We start from the raw sequence: 21,266 nt of genomic DNA, 5'->3' as shown, positions 1-21,266 counted from the left end.
GTCTGTTTCCAGTGGTAAATATAGAAAATAAAAAAGCTACTTTCTTTATCTGAAAGTAGCTTTTCTATATATGGTTCGGGATAATTATTTCTTCTTAAGAAACGTATCCACTTCTTCAGGAGTCATAACGCTCTCAACAAAAGTATAAGCACCTGTTTTAGGCGATTTTACCATTTTGATAGCTTTAGTTAACCTCTTTGAAGATGTCTGTAGTGACGCTACGGTTTTCTTTGCCATGACTCTTGATTATTTAATTTCTTTATGAACAGTCACTCGCTTAAGGATAGGGTTGAATTTCTTGATTTCAAGCCTGTCCGGAGTGTTCTTTTTGTTTTTGGTAGTAATATACCTTGAAGTACCCGGAACACCAGATGTCTTGTGCTCAGTACATTCTAAAATTACCTGGATTCTGTTGCCTTTCTTTGCCATCGTGCTTATATATTTATCCGGCCGGGATTATTTAATGAATCCGTTAGCTTTGGCTTCTTTCAAAACCGCGGCAATACCGTTTTTGTTAATCGTTTTGATAGTAGAAGCGGCTACCCTTAGAGTTATCCACCTGTCTTCTTCAGGAAGGTAGAAACGCTTCTTCACTAAGTTTACACTAAATTTCCTTTTAGTTTTGTTCATAGCGTGGGAAACATTGTTTCCTACCATCGCTTTCTTACCTGTAAGGGCACAAACTCTTGACATTATTTCTCGCTTTTATATCGTTATTCAAAATCAGGGTGCAAAGAAACAAAAAATAAAAGTATTACGCAAACACAATCAATCAGTTTTTTAAAATTTCCTTATAAATTTTTTCGAGCCCTTTGTTTGCTGCCCTTTCAATCACTTTTTCACGTGGCTGGCCCAGGTTGTATTTTTCGCTGTACACGGTATCAGGCGTTGCTATACCGATATAAACGGTGCCTACTTCGGCATCAGCATCACCTTTTGCAGGACCCGCATTACCCGTGGTCGCAATCGCATAATCAGCATCAAAAACCTTCCTTGCCGCTTTAGCCATCGCTTCGGCTACTTCGCTGCTTACCACGGAATGTTGATCAATAAGTTCCTGAGGGATACCCAGTACGGCGACTTTCGATGATGTTGCATAGGTTACCGCACTGCCTTTAAAATAGGCCGACGAGCCCGGAGCAGCGGTCAGCATCTGTGCTATCCTGCCTCCTGTGCAGCTTTCGGCAGTGGCAATGGTCATTCCTTTTTCGGCCAGGAGCCGCCCGAGCACCACTTCAATCGTGTCATCTTCTTCAAACCCTACGATGATGTCACCTATCAGCGCGTTGAGTTTTTCTGTCTCTTCGGCAAGGCGTTGTTTCAGGGCATTTTCATCGGTTCCCCTGGCGCTGAGCCTTAGCCTTACGCGGCCGGGACTCGGCAGGTAGGCCAGCTTTATGAAGTCCGGCAGGCTGTCTTCCCATTCCTCGATGCGCTCTGCTACATGGCTCTCGCCCTGCCCGTAGGTCAGTATTGTTTTATGGATAATGTAAGGCCGCTCGAATTTTTCCACCAAATGCGGTATTACAGCGGTTTCCATGATACCCTTCATCTCGAAAGGTACCCCCGGGAGCGACACAAATACCGTGTTGCCTTTTTCCAGCCACATGCCCGGCGCGGTACCTGCTGTATTGAAAAGTACTTTGCACCTTGACGGAACCAATGCCTGGTCCTTGTTGATTTGCGACGCCGTCCTTCCCGTAACCCTTTCAAACAGCTCTATAACATGGGCTTCCACCTGCTCATCGCGCACCAGGTGGTCATCGAAGTATTCGCACAATGAAACTTTAGTGATATCGTCTTTAGTTGGCCCAAGGCCACCGGTAATGATTACCACATCCACACGGTTTTGCAAAAAGGCAAGCGTGCTGAGTATGTGCATCCTGTCATCACTGATGGACAGCATTTCATATACACCAATCCCGATCTTATCGAGCGCTTTGGCAATATATCCGGAATTCGTGTCGACAATCTGGCCGATGAGTATCTCATCCCCCACCGTTACTATGGCTGCTTTCATTAGAGGCTATAATCTTTTCTGAGTTCTTTTACGGTAAGCTTTACACGTTCACGAAGGCTTTTTACAATTTCTTTTATCTCTTTCTTTTTGCCTTCGGCGCGGGTCCATGACTCTATTGCTAACGCATCCTCATACGCCAGGTCCATACCCAGCAGGTCGAGTGTCGGCTTTATTTTATGCGCCGCATGATATACCCTGGTGTAGTCCTTTTCCTTAAAGCCTTTTTTTATATTTTTTATTTCGGCGGGAACTTCCTCAAGAAACAGCACCACGATTTGCCTGGCAAATTCCACATCGTTGTCAGAGATCGCATAAACCTTTGATAAGTTGTAATTAATTGCCATTATTTCACCTGTATCTTAAATAATTTCCTGCCCTGCAAAGTCCCTTCCAAAACATCGCCCGGATTCACCTTTGCCACACCCTCGGGCGTACCTGTAAAGATGATGTCGCCTGTGCGGAGGGTAAAATACTGCGATACATAAGCAATGATTTCATCTATTTTCCAAAGCATGCTTTCTGTATTGCCCTGCTGCACCACTGCTTCATTGTTTGTCAGCTCAAAATCAAGACAATTAAGGTCGCCCAGTTCCGACTTATGGATAAATTCCCCCACTACAGCCGAACCGTCGAACGCCTTTGCCTTTTCCCACGGCAGCCCCTTTTCCTTCAGTTTAGACTGGAGGTCACGGGCCGTAAAATCGATACCCAAGCCTATCTCGTCATAATATTTATGGGCAAATTTTGCGTCGATGTACTTACCCACCTTATTGATCTTTACCAAAACTTCTGCCTCGTGGTGCACATCGCTGCTGAATTCCGGGATCACGAACGGGAACTGCTTCTGCACCACCGCCGTGTCAGGCTTCATAAAAATAACCGGTTCTTCAGGCCTTTCGTTCTGTAGTTCCTCAATGTGCTTAGCATAATTCCTGCCAATGCAGATGATTTTCATACTGTGCTGAATTTAAGCCAATTTATTATTTAATTTCCTGAGTTTTATCGCCGTTAAGACTTTTTTAGTATACAGCGGAAAGTCGGCATTCTGGATCCAGCCATAGTAGCCCGGCTCCTGGTCCAGCACCTTCTCTACTTTTGCACCTTTATGCTTCCCGAAGGTAAAAATTTCTTCCCCATCCTTATCTTTCGCAATAAAGCCGGCAAAATCCACATTCACTTTACGGGTTGTATATTCGGCAAGCGATTTTATGTCATTCTCAAGGTCGTCGTACCTGTCAAGTTGCGACTTGAGTATCTCGTAGGTAGCATTGGTATCGGCCTCGGCACTATGGGCATTTTCGAGTATCTGTCCGCAATAAAACTTATAGGCAGCACTAAGCGTGCGTTCTTCTTTCTTATGAAAGATGGTCTGTACGTCTACCGAAACACGGTTCTTCATATCAAAGTCTACCCCTGCCCTCAGCAATTCTTCTGCCAATAGCGGTATATCAAAGCGGTCAGAGTTATATCCGCCAAGATCAGAGTCCTTTATGATATTGTGTACCTGGTGCGCGAGTTCCTTAAATGTAGGTTCATTGGCCACTTTCTCATCAGTAATGCCATGAAAGGCTATAGTTTGCGGCGGAATCGGCCTTTCGGGGTTTACCAGCCATGTGCGGCTTTCCTTATTCCCGTTCGGATACACCTTTAGTATCGATATCTCCACGATGCGGTCCTTACAGATGTCGGTACCCGTGGTTTCCAGGTCAAAAAAGCATATCGGCCTGTGCAGTTTCAGTTCCATATAAAAAAATTAGGAAAACAAAGATACGGGACAATTTCGTAAAGATGTGAATTACGCTCCTTTTCTTTATTGTTAAAACTACCGGCAATCCCAAATAAAACTTGCGGTCTCATAGCGCACTTTCTTATAATCGAAGTGCCACCACTCACTGGAAAGCGGGGTAAAACCCGCTTTTTTCATTATGTTGCGCAGCAGCTTCCTGTTTTTCCTGCCAATTTTTGAGACATTGTCGCTGTTGTAGTGCGATATTTCGGAAAAATCGTCAAATGCACCACCCATGTCAAGCAGCTCCCCGCTCTCGTCGGCCAGCGAAATATCCACCGCCGCACCACGGTTGTGGTTAGAGCCTTTGCCCGGCGGGGCCACATAGCGCGGGTCGTTTACGATGTCATACATTACCTGCTGGAACGGGTACGGCCGGTAGCAATCATAAATGACCAGCCTTACACCTTTATCTTTAGCGATCTCATTGGCCTTATCTAATGCTTCGGCCACTTCAGGGCGCAGGAAACAGCGCGCGCAGGGATAAATTTTGGCATGCATGAAGTTGGCGGTATCGGCATACGCCATGCGATTGAGCATTTGGGATGCCTCAAAATCCACCTCAGCCCATATAGGATCTACTGAATCGTTTGCTATTGCAATCTCACTTTGCGTATATAACTTAATGGCGTGGTTTCGCATTCCCGCAGCGCAAAGCAACACAAGCAGAGATGTAAACAATAGTACTTTAAGGATTTTCATCAGAGCGGTTTAAGAATAAAACAAATATAGCAAATCACTGCCTAATCTTCATACCCGCAAAGGGTCTTTCCCTGCTTTTCAGCTTCAGAAAGCTTCACCTTCACTATCTCCGCCTTGCAGTTGGAAAGGCCGCGGCAATCTTTTGTAAAATGATATTTCTTACCGCCCTTGCTTTGGCAGATATACACTTCCTTATCAACGGTTAGGGATGTAAGCGTTATGAATGCGATGAGCAAAAGGAGTTTTTTCATAATCAGTGTTTAGCAACCCAAATATAAGCAAACAATAACAGTGTTAATTAACTGCCTTAATTTTCTAAACTCCCGCATCCCTTGTTATCTTTACTTTTTTAAACGCTATTCATGAAAACACTATATTTATTGTTGGCCCTGCTATTGCTTGCAGGGTGCAACTCCTCCTCAACTGCTACCGCGCCACAGTCATTTTCATCATCATCGGAAAAAGGCCTCGCCATAGGCACGATCACTTTTGAAGGCGATACGCCTGCGAACGACATTTACCGCTTTTTTTACGGGCCGGCATCAGGCGATAAAAAATTCATAAAACGAAATTCCGGAAAGGTCATGATGCAGTCGGGGCGGGACAATGGCAGGCAGTTCGAGGGAGACTTCAATAATAGAAAAACATTCCTGTTCGTGATTGAAGCCGAACCCGGCAACTACGCCTTTACACATTATAATTACCTTGACCACATAGGCCCTACAGGCATGGTGAGCACCAGCAGGAAATTTGCTATACCTTTCGAGGTAAAAAAGGGCGAAATTGCCTATATCGGTGAGTTTACTTATAAAGATAAAGTGGATCATGGTTCACCAAAAATGTTTATATCAAGCGCTTATAGCCGCGACATCCCTGAATTTAGCAGGAAATTTCCGGGCATCAGGTGGCAGGATGCTGCAGATAAAACAGTTAAGTCAGGCGATAAGGGTGGTGGCATCATCGAATTCCTGTAAGAATTTGAAAGTTAATATTTAATTTTAACAAGAATTTAAATATTAATTCAAACAAATAAGCTTCGCAATGTTAAAATATTAACTTTTAACAATTTTAGTTGTGATTATTTCAAATACACTTCCTACATTTATCTCACTAAACTTATATGTGCTTATGGAAAAAATTACTTACGACGGAATGAGGAATTTTATCATTGAAAGAGAACTGACGGACAGTGTTGCACTATCGCTTCACCCTGACAGTTTTGACGATTTGGTAATGGATTACCTCGACTTTAACGGCAACCAGATTGAACGCCCTTTCGAAATCCTTGGTATCGAAATTGTACAGGATAACAGTGGCAGTGTTCCTAAAAACCTGGTGCAGGTGCTGGACTTAGTTGAGTAACCTCACAATTCCAATCATCTTACAAAAGAATATCCCGGAACGCAGCTCCGGGATTTTTTTATGGGTAATTTTGTAAGTATTTTGCTTAATTGCATAATACAAAACACATGGAGATTGCTGTGATTTGCAAGCTGTTATACGAAACAGTTAGAATATGCACAGATTGATGAGTTTTGAAGGAATGCAGGAGTATATTATCGACAATGAATTAACAGACAGCGTAATGATTGCGCTGCACCCGGAGAGCTTCGATACCCTTGCGCTCGACTATATAAGGATACACGAAACCATACAGAGGCCCTTTGAAATCCTCGGAATTGAAATTATTGAAGACACTTCAGGGACAGTACAAAAAAACCAGGTCAGGATAGTGGACATTTGAGATAACCGCAAATCTCCATAAACAGGAAATAGCTTTACCTTCCGTACCGCATAAAACTTTTATTTTATCCTCTCTGCCAAGCCTGCAAGGCTAACGCTTTCCTGCGTTCCCGAAGCCAGGTCTTTCAGGGTAAACGTATTGCTTTCCATCTCGGCATCGCCTGTAAGGATAGCAAAAGGTATACCGCGTTTATCAGCATGCTGGAACTGCTTGCCTATTTTGGCTGCATCCGGATACATTTCCACCTTGATGCCCGATTTTCTCAACTCGTTTATGGCCTTCATGGCATACAGCGCTTCCTTATTCCCGAAGTTAATGAACAGCGCCCTTGTAGTTTCTGTCACCGTAGCGGGAAAAAGCCCAAGCTCTTCCAACACGAGGTAGATCCTGTCAAGGCCGAAAGAAATACCCACGCCACTCATATTCTTTAAGCCGAAGATACCTGTAAGGTCATCATACCTGCCACCGCCACCAATGGAACCCATGGCTACTTCTTTTGGCGCTGTAACTTCAAATATGGCCCCGGTGTAATAATTCAGACCGCGGGCAAGGGTTACATCGAGATCGAGCTCGCTTTTGCCAAGGCCTATTTCCAATACATTATCGCAAATGAAACGCAGCTCTTCCACGCCTTTCAGCCCTTCTTCGGATGAAGCAAGGAGTTCTGCCAGCTTGTCCAGCTTTTCGTTTATCGTACCTGTAAAACTGAACAACGGCTGTACTTTTGTTATGGCTTCCGCCGAAATGCCTTTCTCTGTCATTTCCTTTTTCACGCCGTCCTCGCCAATTTTGTCCAGCTTGTCCAGCGCCACGGTAAAGTCAATCAGTTTATCTTTTGCCCCGATAACCTCGGCAATGCCTGAAAGCACCTTGCGGTTGTTGATCTTGATGACCGCACCGTTAAGACCCAATGTTGTAAATACGCTATCGTACAACTGCACCAGTTCCACTTCCTGCCATAGGGAGGTTGACCCCACCACATCGGCATCACACTGGTAAAACTCACGGAAACGGCCTTTCTGCGGACGGTCTGCACGCCATACCGGCTGTATCTGGTAACGCTTGAACGGGAATTCGATCTCATTCTGGTGCTGTACCACGTATCGAGCAAAAGGTACTGTAAGGTCATATCGCAGGGCTTTCTCCGATATCCTTGCAGTAAACTTATTAAGTTCTATTAATTGTTCTGTTGAAATGGTTTCTGAAGAATTTACCAGCAATTCTTCCAAAGATTGCGGGAGGTCTATTTTCTTTTTATCGAAAAAGAAATTACCTGAGTTCAGTATCTTAAAAATAAGCCTGTCCCCTTCCTCCCCATATTTACCCATCAGGGTTTCGGAATTTTCAAACGTAGGCGTTTCGATAGGCTGGTACCCGAAAGTCTCAAAATGATGCTTTATCGCCGACATTATGTATTGACGCTTAGCCACCTCTGCTGGTGAAAAATCTCTTGTGCCTTTTGGGATGCCCGGTTTCTGTGCCATTTTTTCTGAATTACGTTTGTGCAAATATACGGAGGCGATTTCAGATTTCAGATTTTAGATTTCAGATTGAGTTCACTCCTGCCTCTTAGCCCATATTATGAGATTGAGTGGCAAATCTGAAATCTGAAATCTGAAATCTAAAATGAAATATGTACTTTAGTGCCATAAAACAATATCCTATGTTCAGCCTGGCCAGGGAGAATACCAAAATAGCCTTCGATTCCATAAGGAGCCAAAAGCTCCGCACCTCGCTAACCGTGCTCATCATCGGCATCGGCATCTTTGCGCTGGTGGGCATACTTGCCGCGGTTGCGGTGCTTGAAAGCAGCATCACTGGCAACTTCTCTTCGATGGGGGCCAATACTTTTTCCATATCCCGATACGACTTTTCGCAGCGCATAGAGAACGACCAGGTAAAGGTAAACCCCATCATCAGCTACCCGCAGGCGAAGGAGTTCCAGGATAAGTTTACCTACCCTTCGGCGGCAACATCGTTGTCGTTTACCGCAGGAAGCAACCTGGAGGTAAAATATGCCGACAGGAAAACCGACCCCGAAATTACGATTGTAGGCGCCGATGAAAACTTCCTGCCCAACTCCGGCTTGGAAACGACAAAAGGCCGCAACTTCAATAGCTTCGACATCAGCAACAATAACTATGTGTGCATTGTGGGATCGGACTTTGAGAAAGGGCTTTTTAAAGATGTGAACCCTATTGACAAGACCCTGTCCGTAAGGGGGGCACGTTTTAAAGTAATAGGCGTACTCAAGGAAAAAGGCTCCACCTTTGGAAGCCGCCAGGATTTGAGGCTCATCATCCCCATACAGGTAGCACGTTCGCTTTTTACCGCACCCAACATCGACTACGAAATAAAGGTATCGATAGGTAATAGTGACATGCTTTCCTCCTCTGTAGATGAGGCGGAGCTCACCATGCGCCGCGTACGCAGGCTCAACCCGGTGCAGGAAGACAACTTCGGCATCGAACGCAGCGACGAACTGTTGCGCCAAATGCTTGAGGAATTGGAGTTCCTAAGCATATCAGCCTGGGTTATCGGCATCATTACCATTTTTGGTTCTTCCATAGCGCTCATGAACATCATGCTCGTATCGGTAACCGAAAGGACGAGGGAGATTGGTGTGCGCAAATCGCTGGGCGCTACTAAAATGACCATAGCGATGCAGTTTTTGACCGAAACGCTTATCATCAGTCTTTTGGGCGGCATTATCGGAATTATCCTGGGATTGCTGGTTGGCGGCGTAGGCGTATCATTGCTTGTAAACATTTCCTTCCCTATGCCTTGGGAAGCGATATTTTGGGCACTGGTTACCATACTTATCGTTACACTGGCTTCAGGGCTTGCGCCGGCAGTTAAAGCGGCTGGCCTTGATCCTGTGGAGGCTTTGCGTTACGAGTAAGTTTTTCGACTCCCTTCCCCTTCCCCTCCTTTGGAGGGGAAGCCAAAACGATAGTATTCCCGTTATCCCTTTATAGCCGATACCATCCGGTCATTGCCATAAATGTCTTTTTTCAGCGTTACACTTTTAAAACCGTAGCTTTCCAGCATTTCAACAGTTTCATTGCCTAAATACTGGTTGATCTCAAAATACAGCCTGCCGTTTTCCGCAAGCGCTGATTTTGCCAAAAGCGCTATCTTCCTGTAAAACAAAAGCGGGTCGCTATCTGCTACAAACAATGCCAAATGGGGTTCATGCTCCAAAACGTTCGGGCGTATTTCTGCTTTTTCCAACTCCCGCACATACGGCGGATTAGAAACGATGATGTCATAGGTATCGGTGAGCGTTTCTGTTTTGAGAATATCCTTCAAAAGGAAATTGACCGCTACACCATTTGCAACACTATTTCCTTTGGCTACAGCCAGCGCATTTTCAGATACATCTATAGCCGACACCTCTGCCATGGGCAGATTCTTTGCCAGCGAAACAGCGATGCAGCCGCTTCCTGTGCCGATATCGAGGATCTTTATTTTTCCTTTATGCTCATTTTCCCTGATGATCCATTCCACCAGTTCTTCCGTTTCCGGCCGCGGGATAAGGGTATTTTCATTCACCTCAAATGCCAGTCCATAAAAATGCGCCCTGCCGAATATGTACTGGATGGGCTTTTGCTTTTCCAGTTCAGTCAACACATCGTTCCACTTCGCTGCTTCATCATCCGACAAAACCGCATCGGGGTTCATGGCAAGATCTGTTCGCTTCCAGCCTTTCAGTTCGCCGAGGGCAATGCTGAAAAAGCTTTCCGCCTCCATGGCATCGTAGAGTGGGGTCAGCTTTTCGAGGAAATAGGTACGGTAGTCTTTTAGTTTCATTTAGAATAGTTTTCAGTCACAGTCACAGTCGCAGTTACCGAAAACTGAGACTGCGACCGGAAACTTAAAGTTGTTTTAACATCCAAACAGGGCATTCATTATGGCCGGTATCACCCATGGGCGCATCAAGATATGTAAATCCGTGTTTAAGGTACAGCTTTTGAGCCGCCTGCATGTAGGGCATGGTTTCGAGGTAGCATTGCGCAAATCCAAAATCACTTGCCTGCCGCAGGCACTTTTCAATCATCTGCGCGCCTGCCCCGAGTCCCCGTGCCTCTGAAAGGAAATACATTTTCTGCAGTTCGCAGGTATCTGCCGGCCCATTGTCCAGCGGAGCAATCCCTGCCCCACCGATGACCCTGCCTTCTTTTTCCAGGATAAAATAAGCGGAATGAGGTTCATTATATTTTTCAAACATAAAATCCAGCGAGGCATCGGCATAGGCTGTCCCAACCTTCGGCACATTGTGCTCAATCAGCACGTCGCGTATCACTTTTGCCACAGCGGCATTATCTTCTTTGGTAATTTTTCTAATGATTAGGCTCATGCTGCAAAACTAATGAATTTGATAACGCCGCGAAACTTTGTAACTTTGGTTATTGCATTCCAATAGTACCGACGTAGCATGCCACGTCGCTACGGTGGATAAAACAACAATAAAGTGAACCACGAAATTTACATGCAGCGCTGCCTGGAGCTGGCGCAAAACGGACTGCGGGCCGCAATGCCCAATCCATCTGTCGGTGCGGTGCTGGTACATGAGGGCAGGGTCATCGGCGAAGGCCACACCTCCCCTTACGGCGGACCGCATGGCGAGGTCAACTGCATCAATTCGGTAGCCGAAGCCGACAGGCACCTTATCCCCGAAGCGACTTTGTACGTGAGCCTGGAACCCTGCAGCCATCATGGCAAAACGCCACCCTGCTGCGACCTGATCATCCGCCGGCAAATACAAAACATCATTGTAGGTACTGTCGACCCAAATGAGAAAGTAGCGGGCAACGGCATCAAAAAGCTGCGTGAGGCCGGGAAGGAAGTGACCGTTGGCATACTGGAAAAGGAATGCCGTGAGATCAACAGGCGATTTTTTACCTTCCATGAAAAGCTGCGCCCGTACGTAATATTAAAGTGGGCCGAAAGCGCGGACGGTTTTTTGAGCCCATCCAAAAAATCATTTGGTGGTTCGGTTGCCGGATCACGGGAAGAAAAGAAACCTGTGTGGATTACTAACAGCTACTCGCGCCAGCTGGTGCACAAATGGCGCAGTGAGGAAGCTGCAATACTTGTCGGGACACAAACCGTGCTGGACGACAACCCACAACTGGATGTGCGCGACTGGACCGGGCCGGACCCGGTGCGCATTGTACTTGACCGTACAGGAAGAATATCTGGCGATCATTCTGTTAAAAATCAAAAAATAAAGACAATTGTCTTGACGGAAAAAACGGATTTGACTAACTTAGAGAACCTGCTTTACGAAAATGTCCCTTTTGACAGCAACCTGCCAAAGGCCATCATGGAAGCTTTGCACAGGCACAACCTGCTTTCGGTAATCGTGGAGGGCGGCAGGCAAACACTGCAAACCTTCATAGATGCCGGGCTTTGGGACGAAGCGAGGGTATTTAAAGGCAGGGCTGTTTTTAACGATGGGACTAAGGCACCGATTTTAGGTTCCGTTCCTATAACAAGGCAGCATATACAGGATGATGAACTTTTAATTTTCAGGAATTATGATCAACACGATAATATTTGACTTTGGTGATGTATTCTTAAACAAGGACAGCGAAGCCAAAGACAAGGCGCTTGCCGCACTCGGGCTGCACGACTGGAATGATGACCTTGAAAAACTTGAGAAAAAACTGGAAACCGGAAAGATTGATGAAGAAGATTTCCTGAAAGGCCTGCAGCCGTACACCGACAATGCATCCCTGCAACAAATAAAGGATGCCTGGAACAGAGGCATTGGCGATTTTCCGCTGTACCGACTCGAATTCCTGCAAAAGCTGACCGAAAGCTACCGCTTATTTCTCCTGAGCAACACCGACCCTATACACATGGAAAAATTCGAGCAGGATGCGGGGGCATCATTCTACAGTGATTTTTACCAGTGCTTTGAACGGATTTATTTTTCGCACGAGATAGGTTACCGCAAGCCCGAGGCAGAAGCTTTCAATTACCTTATCAACAACCACGACATACAGCCAAAGCGGACACTGGTTGTCGACGATAAGAAATTCAATACCGACGCCGCCGAAGCCTTAGGCTTCCAGGTTTGGAACCTGCAGGCGGGCGAAGAGGATGTGGTAGAACTTTTTGACAAAAAGATCATTAACCAGGAGGAAGTGTAGTTAGTTTTCAGTCACAGTCAGTCTACAGCGAACACTGTTTAGAGGCGGACTTCCAACTTTACTCACGCACTTCTACAATCAAAGTAACAATAATCAACAATAGCACCATAACTACTGCTATGATTATGTACAACCTGTTAACCTTCCTACTTATTTCATAATTGGCGGACGGTATAGTTTCGGCACAAGCGATTATTGCTGTACTCTTCACGACATCATCAACCAAGCCACTATATCTGTCAGAAAAAAAATAACGGATGCCGCTGCCAACTGTAGATTGGTTATCATCAATATGAAATGGAATATTCCTTTCATACAATGCTGCTTCAAAGGCAATCTTGTCTTTTAGATCAACCCATAGCCTGAAATGTGGCTGTAGTTTTATATAAAACGTTTTAGATTTCATCACTACTCATTTCTCATTCGTCAACGGCGCAACCATCTCATCGGTTGCAATATCATACAATAACAGGTAACGTGTCCCGGGCAGCCACTCCCCTGAAAAGAGATAACAGCTTAGCTCCTTTATTTTCCCGTCATCAAACTGACCGTAGATGATAAAGCCTATCTCTTTCTTTGTCCTTGAAAAAATCCTCATATCGAACACGAAGTCCGGCCCAAACAGCCCTGACATCATCCCGGAAACCGACGAAAGTATCTCATAATCTTCCTCGGCATATTCATAGTTTTGGGCAGCTATTTTGGCTATTTTCAAAATCTCCTGCTCATTTATCTCACGCCCGCACGGCTTCTCCTGGCCAAAAGCAAAACCGCAGAAAAACAATAACAACCAGAATATTTTCATAAACACAAAATTACCACAAGTATACTCATTTTTCCTTTTCAAACCGAAAACTGCGACTGCTACTAAAAAACTTTTTACCTTTGCCCTCCCTATGGAAAACGACACTTACAAAACCCTTGCCTCACCATCTGAAGAAATCCTGTTCAAGGAAAAGAACAGCAAGTTTTTTAGTCAGGCATTCCCCGTAAGCACTGAAGAAGAGGTAAAAGCCATACTCGAAGAGGTGCGTAAAAGGCACAGCTCAGCGGGGCATTGCTGCTATGCTTTCCAACTGGGGACAGATACGATATACTACCGTGCCAATGACGACGGCGAGCCCTCCAATACTGCAGGCATGCCCATTTACGGGCAGATACAGTCGTTTGGCGTAACCAATGCACTGGTGGTGGTGGTACGTTACTTTGGCGGCATAAAGCTGGGTGTGGGCGGTCTTATCTCGGCTTACAGAACCGGCGCGCAAATAGCGCTCGAAGCATCTGAAATCGTGGAGAAAACCATAGACGTTCATTATACCGTAAAATTCGGCTACCAGGACATGAATAAGGTAATGCGCGTGATAAAGGAAAAGAACCTGGGGATCGTTTCACAAAAGATGGAAATGGATTGTGAAATCGTAATAAGCACCCGCAAAAAAAATGCCCCGTCTGTCGAAGAGGCATTTGGTAATTTGTATGGGGTATCATTCCGCCAAGCAGGCTGAAAACTATTTTTTGATTGAATTTACCTTCTCAACAATATAATCAGGCGGTGAAACAGGGCGCCCGGTTTCCATGCTTACAAATACAAGAACGGAATTCCCCGTTGTTAATAACTCGCCTATTTCGTTGTATATTTCGTAGTCAAATTCTATCTTAACAGATGTTAATTTTTTCATAATGGTACGAATCCGCAGAAGGTCGTCATACCGGGCCGGTTTTTTATAGTTCATAGTCAGCGACACTACCGGCAGCATAATGCCGCCTTTTTCCATGTCGGCATAGCTAACTCCAAGATTTCGAAGCCATTCAACCCGACCCATTTCGAAATATTGCGCATAATTACCGTGGTAAACCACTCCCATCTGGTCGGTTTCGGCATACCTGACACGTACGTTAAATTCGTGAAAATCCATAAAGTAAAAATGTTAATTTTGTATTAAATTAATCTAAATTATGCTTACAATTTTTTTTCAGAAAAATCAATACGGAAACAATTTTTTTTTACAATTTTTTGTCTCCATATTTGTTCTCCCGAACGGATTGAAAAATCATTCTTTCCAATTTGTAAGACAACCTTTTATAAACATCTAAAATTCAGTGTGTATGACAAAAACTGCGCAATCGGTATGGGACAACTGTCTTGTTTTCATAAAAGACAATATACAGGATCAGGCCTACAAGACCTGGTTCGAACCGATAAAGGCAGTTGAGTTGGCCGATAACGCTTTGTACATACAAGTACCCAGCAAATTCTTTTATGAGTGGCTGGAGGAGCATTACGTAAAGTTACTCAAGGTCGCACTTACCAAAGAACTCGGAAACGGAGCAAAGTTACTGTATAAAATCAAGATGGAAAACACTTATGGCAACAAGCAGCCTTTTACGGAGCAGTTGCCAAGCGCCCATCGCTCGCCGGTAAAACCCCAGGAGGTTGACGTACCGTTACAGAACAAGAATCCGGAACTTAAAAATCCTTTCATTATCCCGGGCATCAGGAACCTCAAAATCGAGTCGCAACTGAATGCCAACTACAGCTTTGACAACTTTTTCGAAGGCGACTCCAACAGGCTGGCGCGTTCGGCAGGTTTGGCCGTAGCCAATAAACCGGGCGGTACATCATTTAACCCACTCCTTATATTTGGCGGTGTAGGTTTGGGCAAAACACACCTCGCCCACGCCATAGGCATTGAAATAAAGGACAAATACCCTGAAAAGACCGTGCTGTATATTTCTGCCGAAATATTCACGCAACAATATATCGACTCCGTAAAAAGGAACACGCGCAACGACTTTATCCACTTCTACCAGTTGATAGACGTGCTTATCATTGACGATGTCCAGTTCCTCTCGGGCAAGACGGGTACACAGGATGTGTTTTTCCACATCTTCAACCACCTGCACCAAAACGGCAAGCAGGTAATCCTTACATCCGACAAGGCGCCTGTTGACATGCAGGACATAGAGCAGCGACTGCTTTCCCGCTTTAAGTGGGGGCTTTCGGCCGAGCTGCACCAGCCGGATTATGAAACAAGGATCTCCATCCTTAACAACATACTATATCGTGACGGTGTGGAAATGCCTGATGAGATCATTGAGTATGTCGCCAAGAACATCAAGAGCAACGTGCGCGAACTGGAAGGCGCCATCATATCGCTGATAGCCCAGTCATCATTCAATAAGCGCGAAGTTACTCTTGAGCTTGCAAAGACCGTTGTGGAAAAGTTCGTGAAGAATGTAAAGCGCGAAATATCCATCGATTACATACAAAAAGTAGTATCTGATTATTTCCAGCTGGATGTGGACACATTGCAATCCAAGACCAGGAAGCGCCATGTGGTGCAGGCCAGGCAGCTTGCCATGTTCTTTGCCAAGAAGTTTACCAAGGCATCATTAGCCAACATTGGCTCGCAGATAGGCGACCGTGACCACGCAACCGTACTGCATGCCTGCAAAACGGTAGACAACCTTGTGACTACCGACAAACAGTTCAGGAAATTTGTAGACGACATCAACAAGAAATTATCCATATAACAAATGGTTAAGGTATTGATGGTTTGCCTCGGGAACATTTGCCGATCTCCTTTGGCAGAAGGCATCCTGCAATCCAAACTACCTGCAGATAAATTCCTTGTCGACTCCGCAGGCACAGGAAACTGGCATGCCGGGCAGCAGCCCGACGAGCGGTCGGTACTTACTGCCAAGAACCGCGGGCTGGATATCAGCTGCCAGAAAGCACGACAGATCAGGCAATCTGACTTTACCGAGTTTGACCATATCTATGTCATGGACAGCTCCAACCTGCGAGATGTTACCCGGTTAGCACCCAATCCTGCGGCAAAGGCCAAAGTAAAGCTGATGATGGACGAGATATATCCCGGGCAGGGCATTGATGTGCCCGACCCTTATTATGGCGGGCAAAAAGGCTTTGACAAAGTATATGACATGCTGGATAAAGCCTGTGAACTGGTAGCGGAAAAACTCATAAAACAACACGCATGACCTTAGGAAAGCTTTACCTGATCCCAGTGCCGCTTGGTGATGACGCCGACCCGAAACAGGTACTTCCGGAAACAGTGGCACGCACCATTGAGTTCATCGACCATTATATTGTAGAAAACGAAAAGACCGCCAGGCGTTTCATTAAAGCAATACTTCCCACAAAAAAACAACCCGACCTGAAGCTTTCGGTTCTTAATAAGCACACCGAGCCGTCAGAACATTCAGGCTTCATAAAGCCGTGCCTTGAAGGGAAAAATGTAGGGTTAATGTCGGAAGCGGGATGCCCCGGCGTTGCCGACCCGGGTGCGGTTATTGTAAAGCTTGCCCACGAAAAAGGCATTCAGGTAGTTCCGCTGACAGGCCCCTCCTCCATCCTGCTGGCCATGATGGCATCGGGCATGAACGGGCAGAGCTTTGCGTTCAACGGATACCTTCCGATTGACAAATCCGAGAAGAAAAGCGCGCTGAAAAACCTCGAAAAGCTTTCGCAGGATAAAAGTCAATCGCAAATCTTTATGGAAACACCCTACCGGAACAACAAATTCCTGGAAGATATTGTAAACACACTACAGCCTAACACACACCTGTGCATTGCGGCAGACATTACCCTCCCTACCGAATATATCAAGACCAAAACTATTGCCCAGTGGAAAAAGGAAAAAGCCGACCTGCACAACAGGCCGTGTATTTTCATCATCCATAAGTTTTAGGCTATAACTCCGAAAGAATCTTGCCAAAAAAGATTAACGGCAGGTTAGGAATAAGTGAATTTTTAGTCCTCACTGTAACGCAGAAAAATTACTAATCCGACCAATATTGAAATAAAACAAGCAATAATAATTAGCAAGTAATTACCTACGTAAAAAAATAGGGATAATTAAAATAAATACTATATTTTTTTGTTAAAATAAAATCATACACGGCAATTGATTGCAAATCCTAAAAAATTAAAAAGTTATTAAATTCCTAACCTTCTACATAAATCATTTGATAAATATTGTCATAATTTAGCGCTCCAACAAAGCATCTATATTATGTCTTACATACCGGAGATCTTAATCGCAGGGGTGTTCCTTGTTGCACTCATCACTTACTTCATAAATAAAAACAACAAGGACAACAGCAGGAAAAAAGTTTTATTATTGAGTTTCAGGGAGGTTAGGAAAAAATCCTTAAACCTGCAGAACGCTGTCACCCAATACCTGATGCTGCATGACAGCCAGGACGAGAAACTGGCTGAAGATATGACCTACGGCCAATTTCTTAAACAATTAAAGAAAAACCATGCAACACACCTTTCCGAGAAAAAATTCGTTAGGATCAAATCCTCAAATACTCTATTGTCACAACGTAAGATAAAGGCATTAATTGGAGAACAAAACGAAATGCTTTCACAAATGGAAAAGCAGTTTGAGAACGCAAAAAAATAAGCCCCCGCGATGCAGGGGCTTATTTTTTTATCCTCGACCGGTTTTTTAATCCAGTTTTACTTTTGGTTCGGGATGGGCAATGATGGCCGATGTATCGTAACCTCCAAAGCGCTTAATATAGCTTTTCAGTGAAGTCCCGAAACCATCACGGAACCCATTTTTTCCATTGCTTTTCAAAAAGGCTTTTACAGACCCTGCGCCTGCAAGGTGTGCCGCAGCCAGCAACCCGGATTCCGTAATCTGGACTCCCCTGATGACCTTTCCGTCATATTTGCTTATTTCATTGCGGAGCTCCCATTTATTTTTTGAAAGCAGTGCCCTGAAAGCGCGTTCCTGTATGTGCGGAGTGTTAAGGAAAGCTTTTGTATCGGTAATGCCAAGGGCGCGAAGCGCTGATTTGCCGAACTGGTATTTACCCATGTAACCGTAGCGGTTAACAAGCTTGTAAAGGCCCTGTGATTCTTTTATGGCAATTGCCTGCTTGAATCCCGTATATGATTTTCCGGTGAAGGGGAAACGAAGGTTAACATGTACTGTTTCGTCTACCGTTGGAACCGTATAGGTGGTAATCTCGTTATCGGCTAAATGAAAGCCATCGATTTTACCGAATTGTTTCGCTTCTTTAACTTTGAAGCCTGAACTAACTAGTGTGATGAATAAGGTTAAACCTAAAAAGTATGCCCATTTCTTTATCATTTGTTGTTTTTTCTCATGATCTGTCACCTCATGAATTTCACAGCCGCAAATATACTCAAAATATACACTTGATTTACAACTACTTATGTTTTAACCCCGTTTTAACAAAACGTTATGTATGTAAATTAAGTAAGAAATTAACCCTAACTCCCCCTAAACAAAGAGTTTAGCGGTCATTCTTTTTCGCTATCCACAGCATAAAAAAATCCCGGAAAAAAAACTTTTTTACCGGGATTTGTTATAATATTCTGTAAGGTTTTTACCTCTTAATTCCCATTTTCTCCACCCACGCAACGTACTTTTGTCGGTTTACTTCGTGCTGGGCAGCTGTCACGGCAAACTCATGGTAGCCAAAATTAGTCACGCTTGCACAGAAATAAATGTAGTTATGCTTTTCAGGGTTGAGCACTGCATCGAGGGCAGTAATATCGGGCATCGCGATAGGCCCCGGCGGCAGCCCTTCATATTTATACATATTATAAGGAGAGTCAATCACAAGGTCCTTGTATAAAACCCTCTTAATTACCTGGTCAAAGTCACCCGACTCCTTTTTGATGGCATAGATAACAGTTGGGTCGGCTTCGAGCTTCATGCCTTTTTGAAGGCGGTTCAGGTATACACCGGCCACACGCGGTCTCTCATCGGCTTTCGCAGTTTCCTTGTGTACTATAGAAGCCAGTGCAGATACCTGTAGTGGTGTAAGGTTGAGCGCTGCGGCTTTGGCCTCCCTCTCCTGAGTCCAGAATTTCCTGTATTCCTTTGCCATCTTGTCCCTCACTTTCGTTGCTGATGTATTCCAGAAAAACTCGTAAGTATTCGGGATCATGATGCTCAGTACATTGTCTTCGGTAAAGCCATTCTCATCAAGGAATTTCTTATCTGTAAATGCTTTTAGCAATGCCAGGCTGTCCGGCTCGATTTGCTGTGCAATGCGGCCCACTGCCCTTTGCAGGGTCTCCTGGTTGTTGAAGGAAATGTTTACCGTTACCGGCTGGCGCAGCGAGTTGATGATGTCGTTGGTATTCATTCCCTTTTTCAGGATGAACTTACCGGACTTGATATTATCAGGATAGGATTTCTTGTCGGCCACAGCATTGAACTTGTCCATGTCTTCAATGTAAGGCGCTACCAGTTTCTGCACTTCTTCAAAAGAAGAGCCGGTGGGGATGAACACCGCTACACGGTCATCATTGAATTTAGTATTGGCAGAAAATATCTGCTTATACAATATATAGCCGTAAATGGTTCCGGCGGTAACCACAACCAGCGAAAAGATGCCGATTATCTTTCTTAATTTCAAGGTAATATAATTTTAAAGTTAACGGATAAGCTGGTACAATGCTTCGTCATGATAGGTGTTCTCCCTCCTGAGCCAGTCCTTTTTTATACCTGCCAATTGGAAGCCAAAATTAGCAAAAAGCGATACACTTGCAACATTTGCAGGATCAATATTTGCGTATAATTGATGTAGTTGTAATTTTTGTAAAGCGTAGCCGATCAGCAAGCCCAGTGCCTCTTTCCCAAAGCCTGAATTGCGGTTGCCTTCCTCTTCGATAATGATGCCCACACCTGCCCTTTGGTTCACAGGGTCGAAGTCAAAGAGGTCAATCAGCCCAATGGCATCAAAGCTGTCCTTTTTGCAAATGGCCAGCCGCAGCTGTTTTGCCTCATAAATGTCCTGGTGGGCATTCTCGAGGTACTGCCGTATCAGGAAGCGGCTGTATGGGGTTTGCGTGTTGCTTACCTCCCAAATGGGTTCATTGTTTTCCAGTCGGTATATGAATTCGAGGTCCTCCGGTTCGAGCGCCCTAAGGTAAATGGTATTTCCTGTGAGGGTTACCATTCGATGTCGCCGTTAAACACAAACGTTGCAGGCCCTTTCAGGTAAATCTCCTTAAACTGTTTGCCCTCTTGCTGCACGAATGACACCTCCAGCTCCCCGCCGGGCGTTTCCAGTTTTATGGCATTGGCACCGGCCTTATCCAGCACTTTCATGGCAATGGCCACAGCGGTAACCCCTGTACCGCAGGAGAGTGTCTCGTCTTCTACCCCGCGCTCATAGGTACGCACTGCAAATTTGTCAGTCCCCGCAGGCATTACAAAATTTACGTTGGAGCCTTTGTCACCATATAGCCCGCTGTAGCGGATGCTGGCGCCCACTTTTTTCACGTCGAGGCCCTGCAGGTCGTCTACAAGTTCCACATGGTGCGGTGATCCGGTGTCTAAGAACACATAATTTTCATATACCGAAACTGTATGTACGTCCTTCATGTGCAGTGAAACCGTGCCGTCATCAGCAATGGTTGCGTGGTGGCGGCCGTCGATGGCGGTAAACTCCGTTTCGTCCTCAATTAGGCCGAGCGCACTGGCAAAGGCCACAATGCACCTGCCCCCATTCCCGCACATGGTGCTTTCATTCCCATCGGAATTGTAATACACCATACGAAAATCGGTGACATCGTCGTTCTCCAGTAGTATCAGCCCGTCGGCACCGATGCCAAACCTGCGGTCGCACAGGTGGCCGATGAGTTTGGTATCATTTTTGGGAAATATGTTATCGCGGTTGTCTACCATCACAAAGTCGTTGCCCGTGCCCTGGTATTTGTGGAATGTAAGTTTCATTGCTGCAATTATTACCACAAAAGTACGAATATTAATGACATCCCTGATGGCGGCCCAACCGCATCACTATATGTTTTATCAATAAAAATTAAATACTGTTTCA

Annotated in this window: 30 protein-coding genes; 11 read left to right on the top strand and 19 right to left on the bottom strand. The window is 45.1% G+C overall.

Translation table 11 applies throughout. The features are described 5' to 3' along the window. Nucleotides 1-84 precede the first annotated feature (84 nt). The 9 genes from OGH69_RS05720 to OGH69_RS05680 all read right to left on the bottom strand — a co-directional run bounded on the left by OGH69_RS05720 (nt 85) and on the right by OGH69_RS05680 (nt 4,759). Nucleotides 85-237, bottom strand: a complete 153-nt coding sequence (locus OGH69_RS05720; RefSeq protein WP_143373223.1) for a DUF4295 domain-containing protein — start codon at nt 235-237, stop codon at nt 85-87. Between the two features lie 9 nt (nt 238-246). Beyond that, a complete protein-coding gene (rpmG, locus tag OGH69_RS05715) occupies nt 247-429 on the bottom strand; it encodes a 50S ribosomal protein L33 (RefSeq protein WP_008253902.1) in 183 nt (60 codons plus the stop codon). A 27-nt stretch (nt 430-456) separates the two neighbouring features. Then, nucleotides 457-693, bottom strand: coding sequence for a 50S ribosomal protein L28 (gene rpmB / locus OGH69_RS05710; protein WP_054409746.1), 237 nt, complete (start codon nt 691-693; stop codon nt 457-459). Nucleotides 694-772: 79 nt separating this feature from the next. Next, nucleotides 773-2,020, bottom strand: a complete 1,248-nt coding sequence (locus OGH69_RS05705; RefSeq protein ID WP_265173490.1) for a competence/damage-inducible protein A — start codon at nt 2,018-2,020, stop codon at nt 773-775. Continuing rightward, nucleotides 2,020-2,364 (bottom strand): Hpt domain-containing protein, encoded by a 345-nt coding sequence (locus OGH69_RS05700; RefSeq protein ID WP_265173489.1) that lies wholly within the window; start codon nt 2,362-2,364, stop codon nt 2,020-2,022. Before OGH69_RS05700 ends, OGH69_RS05705 begins: the two co-directional genes overlap by 1 nt. Further along, a complete protein-coding gene (locus tag OGH69_RS05695; protein ID WP_265173488.1) occupies nt 2,364-2,975 on the bottom strand; it encodes a fumarylacetoacetate hydrolase family protein in 612 nt (203 codons plus the stop codon). Before OGH69_RS05695 ends, OGH69_RS05700 begins: the two co-directional genes overlap by 1 nt. Nucleotides 2,976-2,987: 12 nt before the next feature. Beyond that, nucleotides 2,988-3,764, bottom strand: coding sequence for a 3'-5' exonuclease (locus OGH69_RS05690; protein WP_265173487.1), 777 nt, complete (start codon nt 3,762-3,764; stop codon nt 2,988-2,990). A gap of 78 nt (nt 3,765-3,842) precedes the next feature. Then, on the bottom strand, nt 3,843-4,508 hold the full coding sequence (locus OGH69_RS05685) for a M15 family metallopeptidase (RefSeq protein WP_265173486.1): 666 nt from the start codon (nt 4,506-4,508) through the stop codon (nt 3,843-3,845). A 41-nt stretch (nt 4,509-4,549) separates the two neighbouring features. Continuing rightward, nucleotides 4,550-4,759 (bottom strand): hypothetical protein, encoded by a 210-nt coding sequence (locus OGH69_RS05680; RefSeq protein ID WP_265173485.1) that lies wholly within the window; start codon nt 4,757-4,759, stop codon nt 4,550-4,552. Between the two features lie 111 nt (nt 4,760-4,870). On the opposite strand from OGH69_RS05680, the gene OGH69_RS05675 reads away from it, so the two are divergent. The 3 genes from OGH69_RS05675 (at nt 4,871) to OGH69_RS05665 (ending at nt 6,252) form a co-directional block, all read left to right on the top strand. Further along, on the top strand, nt 4,871-5,482 hold the full coding sequence (locus tag OGH69_RS05675; RefSeq protein ID WP_265173484.1) for a hypothetical protein: 612 nt from the start codon (nt 4,871-4,873) through the stop codon (nt 5,480-5,482). A 154-nt stretch (nt 5,483-5,636) separates the two neighbouring features. Beyond that, complete coding sequence (locus OGH69_RS05670; protein WP_265173483.1) at nt 5,637-5,870, top strand: hypothetical protein; 234 nt, start codon at nt 5,637-5,639, stop codon at nt 5,868-5,870. Nucleotides 5,871-6,024: 154 nt separating this feature from the next. Next, nucleotides 6,025-6,252: a hypothetical protein gene (locus tag OGH69_RS05665; RefSeq protein ID WP_265173482.1), complete on the top strand. Its 228-nt coding sequence runs from the start codon at nt 6,025-6,027 to the stop codon at nt 6,250-6,252. A gap of 59 nt (nt 6,253-6,311) precedes the next feature. Here the strand turns inward: OGH69_RS05665 and hisS are convergent, their stop codons facing one another. Beyond that, nucleotides 6,312-7,736 carry a histidine--tRNA ligase gene (gene hisS / locus OGH69_RS05660; RefSeq protein ID WP_265173481.1) on the bottom strand — a complete coding sequence of 475 codons (1,425 nt, stop codon included), beginning with the start codon at nt 7,734-7,736 and terminating at the stop codon, nt 6,312-6,314. 179 nt (nt 7,737-7,915) lie between these two features. On the opposite strand from hisS, the gene OGH69_RS05655 reads away from it, so the two are divergent. After that, the gene (locus OGH69_RS05655) at nt 7,916-9,154 is read left to right on the top strand and encodes an ABC transporter permease (protein ID WP_265173480.1); all 1,239 of its coding nucleotides are present in this window, start codon (nt 7,916-7,918) and stop codon (nt 9,152-9,154) included. A gap of 62 nt (nt 9,155-9,216) precedes the next feature. Here OGH69_RS05655 and prmC read toward each other — a convergent pair whose 3' ends face one another. Then, complete coding sequence (gene prmC / locus OGH69_RS05650; protein ID WP_265173479.1) at nt 9,217-10,065, bottom strand: peptide chain release factor N(5)-glutamine methyltransferase; 849 nt, start codon at nt 10,063-10,065, stop codon at nt 9,217-9,219. 64 nt (nt 10,066-10,129) lie between these two features. Beyond that, nucleotides 10,130-10,612: a GNAT family N-acetyltransferase gene (locus tag OGH69_RS05645; protein ID WP_265173478.1), complete on the bottom strand. Its 483-nt coding sequence runs from the start codon at nt 10,610-10,612 to the stop codon at nt 10,130-10,132. A 114-nt stretch (nt 10,613-10,726) separates the two neighbouring features. Between OGH69_RS05645 and ribD the strand changes: the two genes are divergently transcribed. Further along, nucleotides 10,727-11,818, top strand: coding sequence for a bifunctional diaminohydroxyphosphoribosylaminopyrimidine deaminase/5-amino-6-(5-phosphoribosylamino)uracil reductase RibD (gene ribD / locus OGH69_RS05640; protein WP_265173477.1), 1,092 nt, complete (start codon nt 10,727-10,729; stop codon nt 11,816-11,818). After that, nucleotides 11,796-12,413 carry an HAD-IA family hydrolase gene (locus OGH69_RS05635; protein WP_265173476.1) on the top strand — a complete coding sequence of 206 codons (618 nt, stop codon included), beginning with the start codon at nt 11,796-11,798 and terminating at the stop codon, nt 12,411-12,413. The genes ribD and OGH69_RS05635 overlap by 23 nt, the downstream gene beginning before the upstream one ends. 58 nt (nt 12,414-12,471) lie before the next feature. On the opposite strand, the gene OGH69_RS05630 is transcribed toward OGH69_RS05635, so the two are convergent. Continuing rightward, a complete protein-coding gene (locus OGH69_RS05630; RefSeq protein ID WP_265173475.1) occupies nt 12,472-12,819 on the bottom strand; it encodes a hypothetical protein in 348 nt (115 codons plus the stop codon). Between the two features lie 6 nt (nt 12,820-12,825). Continuing rightward, nucleotides 12,826-13,218, bottom strand: coding sequence for a hypothetical protein (locus OGH69_RS05625; RefSeq protein WP_265173474.1), 393 nt, complete (start codon nt 13,216-13,218; stop codon nt 12,826-12,828). A 91-nt stretch (nt 13,219-13,309) separates the two neighbouring features. On the opposite strand from OGH69_RS05625, the gene OGH69_RS05620 reads away from it, so the two are divergent. After that, a complete protein-coding gene (locus tag OGH69_RS05620) occupies nt 13,310-13,918 on the top strand; it encodes an IMPACT family protein (RefSeq protein WP_265173473.1) in 609 nt (202 codons plus the stop codon). A gap of 3 nt (nt 13,919-13,921) precedes the next feature. On the opposite strand, the gene OGH69_RS05615 is transcribed toward OGH69_RS05620, so the two are convergent. Further along, nucleotides 13,922-14,329 (bottom strand): acyl-CoA thioesterase, encoded by a 408-nt coding sequence (locus OGH69_RS05615; RefSeq protein WP_265173472.1) that lies wholly within the window; start codon nt 14,327-14,329, stop codon nt 13,922-13,924. Between the two features lie 190 nt (nt 14,330-14,519). Here OGH69_RS05615 and dnaA point away from each other — a divergent pair, with 190 nt between their 5' ends. From dnaA to OGH69_RS05595, 4 genes are all read left to right on the top strand, one after another. Continuing rightward, nucleotides 14,520-15,947 carry a chromosomal replication initiator protein DnaA gene (dnaA, locus tag OGH69_RS05610; RefSeq protein ID WP_265173471.1) on the top strand — a complete coding sequence of 476 codons (1,428 nt, stop codon included), beginning with the start codon at nt 14,520-14,522 and terminating at the stop codon, nt 15,945-15,947. A gap of 3 nt (nt 15,948-15,950) precedes the next feature. After that, on the top strand, nt 15,951-16,415 hold the full coding sequence (locus tag OGH69_RS05605) for a low molecular weight protein-tyrosine-phosphatase (RefSeq protein ID WP_265173470.1): 465 nt from the start codon (nt 15,951-15,953) through the stop codon (nt 16,413-16,415). Then, nucleotides 16,412-17,125: an SAM-dependent methyltransferase gene (locus tag OGH69_RS05600; RefSeq protein WP_265173469.1), complete on the top strand. Its 714-nt coding sequence runs from the start codon at nt 16,412-16,414 to the stop codon at nt 17,123-17,125. Before OGH69_RS05605 ends, OGH69_RS05600 begins: the two co-directional genes overlap by 4 nt. A 324-nt stretch (nt 17,126-17,449) precedes the next feature. Continuing rightward, the gene (locus tag OGH69_RS05595; protein ID WP_265173468.1) at nt 17,450-17,845 is read left to right on the top strand and encodes a hypothetical protein; all 396 of its coding nucleotides are present in this window, start codon (nt 17,450-17,452) and stop codon (nt 17,843-17,845) included. 45 nt (nt 17,846-17,890) lie between these two features. Here OGH69_RS05595 and OGH69_RS05590 read toward each other — a convergent pair whose 3' ends face one another. From OGH69_RS05590 to dapF, 4 genes are all read right to left on the bottom strand, one after another. Next, the gene (locus OGH69_RS05590) at nt 17,891-18,541 is read right to left on the bottom strand and encodes a peptidoglycan-binding protein LysM (protein ID WP_265173467.1); all 651 of its coding nucleotides are present in this window, start codon (nt 18,539-18,541) and stop codon (nt 17,891-17,893) included. A gap of 259 nt (nt 18,542-18,800) precedes the next feature. Further along, on the bottom strand, nt 18,801-19,841 hold the full coding sequence (gene mltG, locus OGH69_RS05585; RefSeq protein ID WP_265173466.1) for an endolytic transglycosylase MltG: 1,041 nt from the start codon (nt 19,839-19,841) through the stop codon (nt 18,801-18,803). Nucleotides 19,842-19,859: 18 nt separating this feature from the next. Beyond that, complete coding sequence (locus OGH69_RS05580; protein ID WP_265173465.1) at nt 19,860-20,384, bottom strand: GNAT family N-acetyltransferase; 525 nt, start codon at nt 20,382-20,384, stop codon at nt 19,860-19,862. Further along, nucleotides 20,378-21,163: a diaminopimelate epimerase gene (gene dapF, locus OGH69_RS05575; protein ID WP_265173464.1), complete on the bottom strand. Its 786-nt coding sequence runs from the start codon at nt 21,161-21,163 to the stop codon at nt 20,378-20,380. The genes OGH69_RS05580 and dapF overlap by 7 nt, the downstream gene beginning before the upstream one ends. Nucleotides 21,164-21,266: the final 103 nt, after the last annotated feature.

The sequence above is a fragment of the Flavobacterium sp. MFBS3-15 genome, from assembly GCF_026107645.2.
Lineage (GTDB): Bacteria > Bacteroidota > Bacteroidia > Flavobacteriales > Flavobacteriaceae > Flavobacterium.
This window is presented reverse-complemented; position numbering and strand designations above follow the sequence as displayed.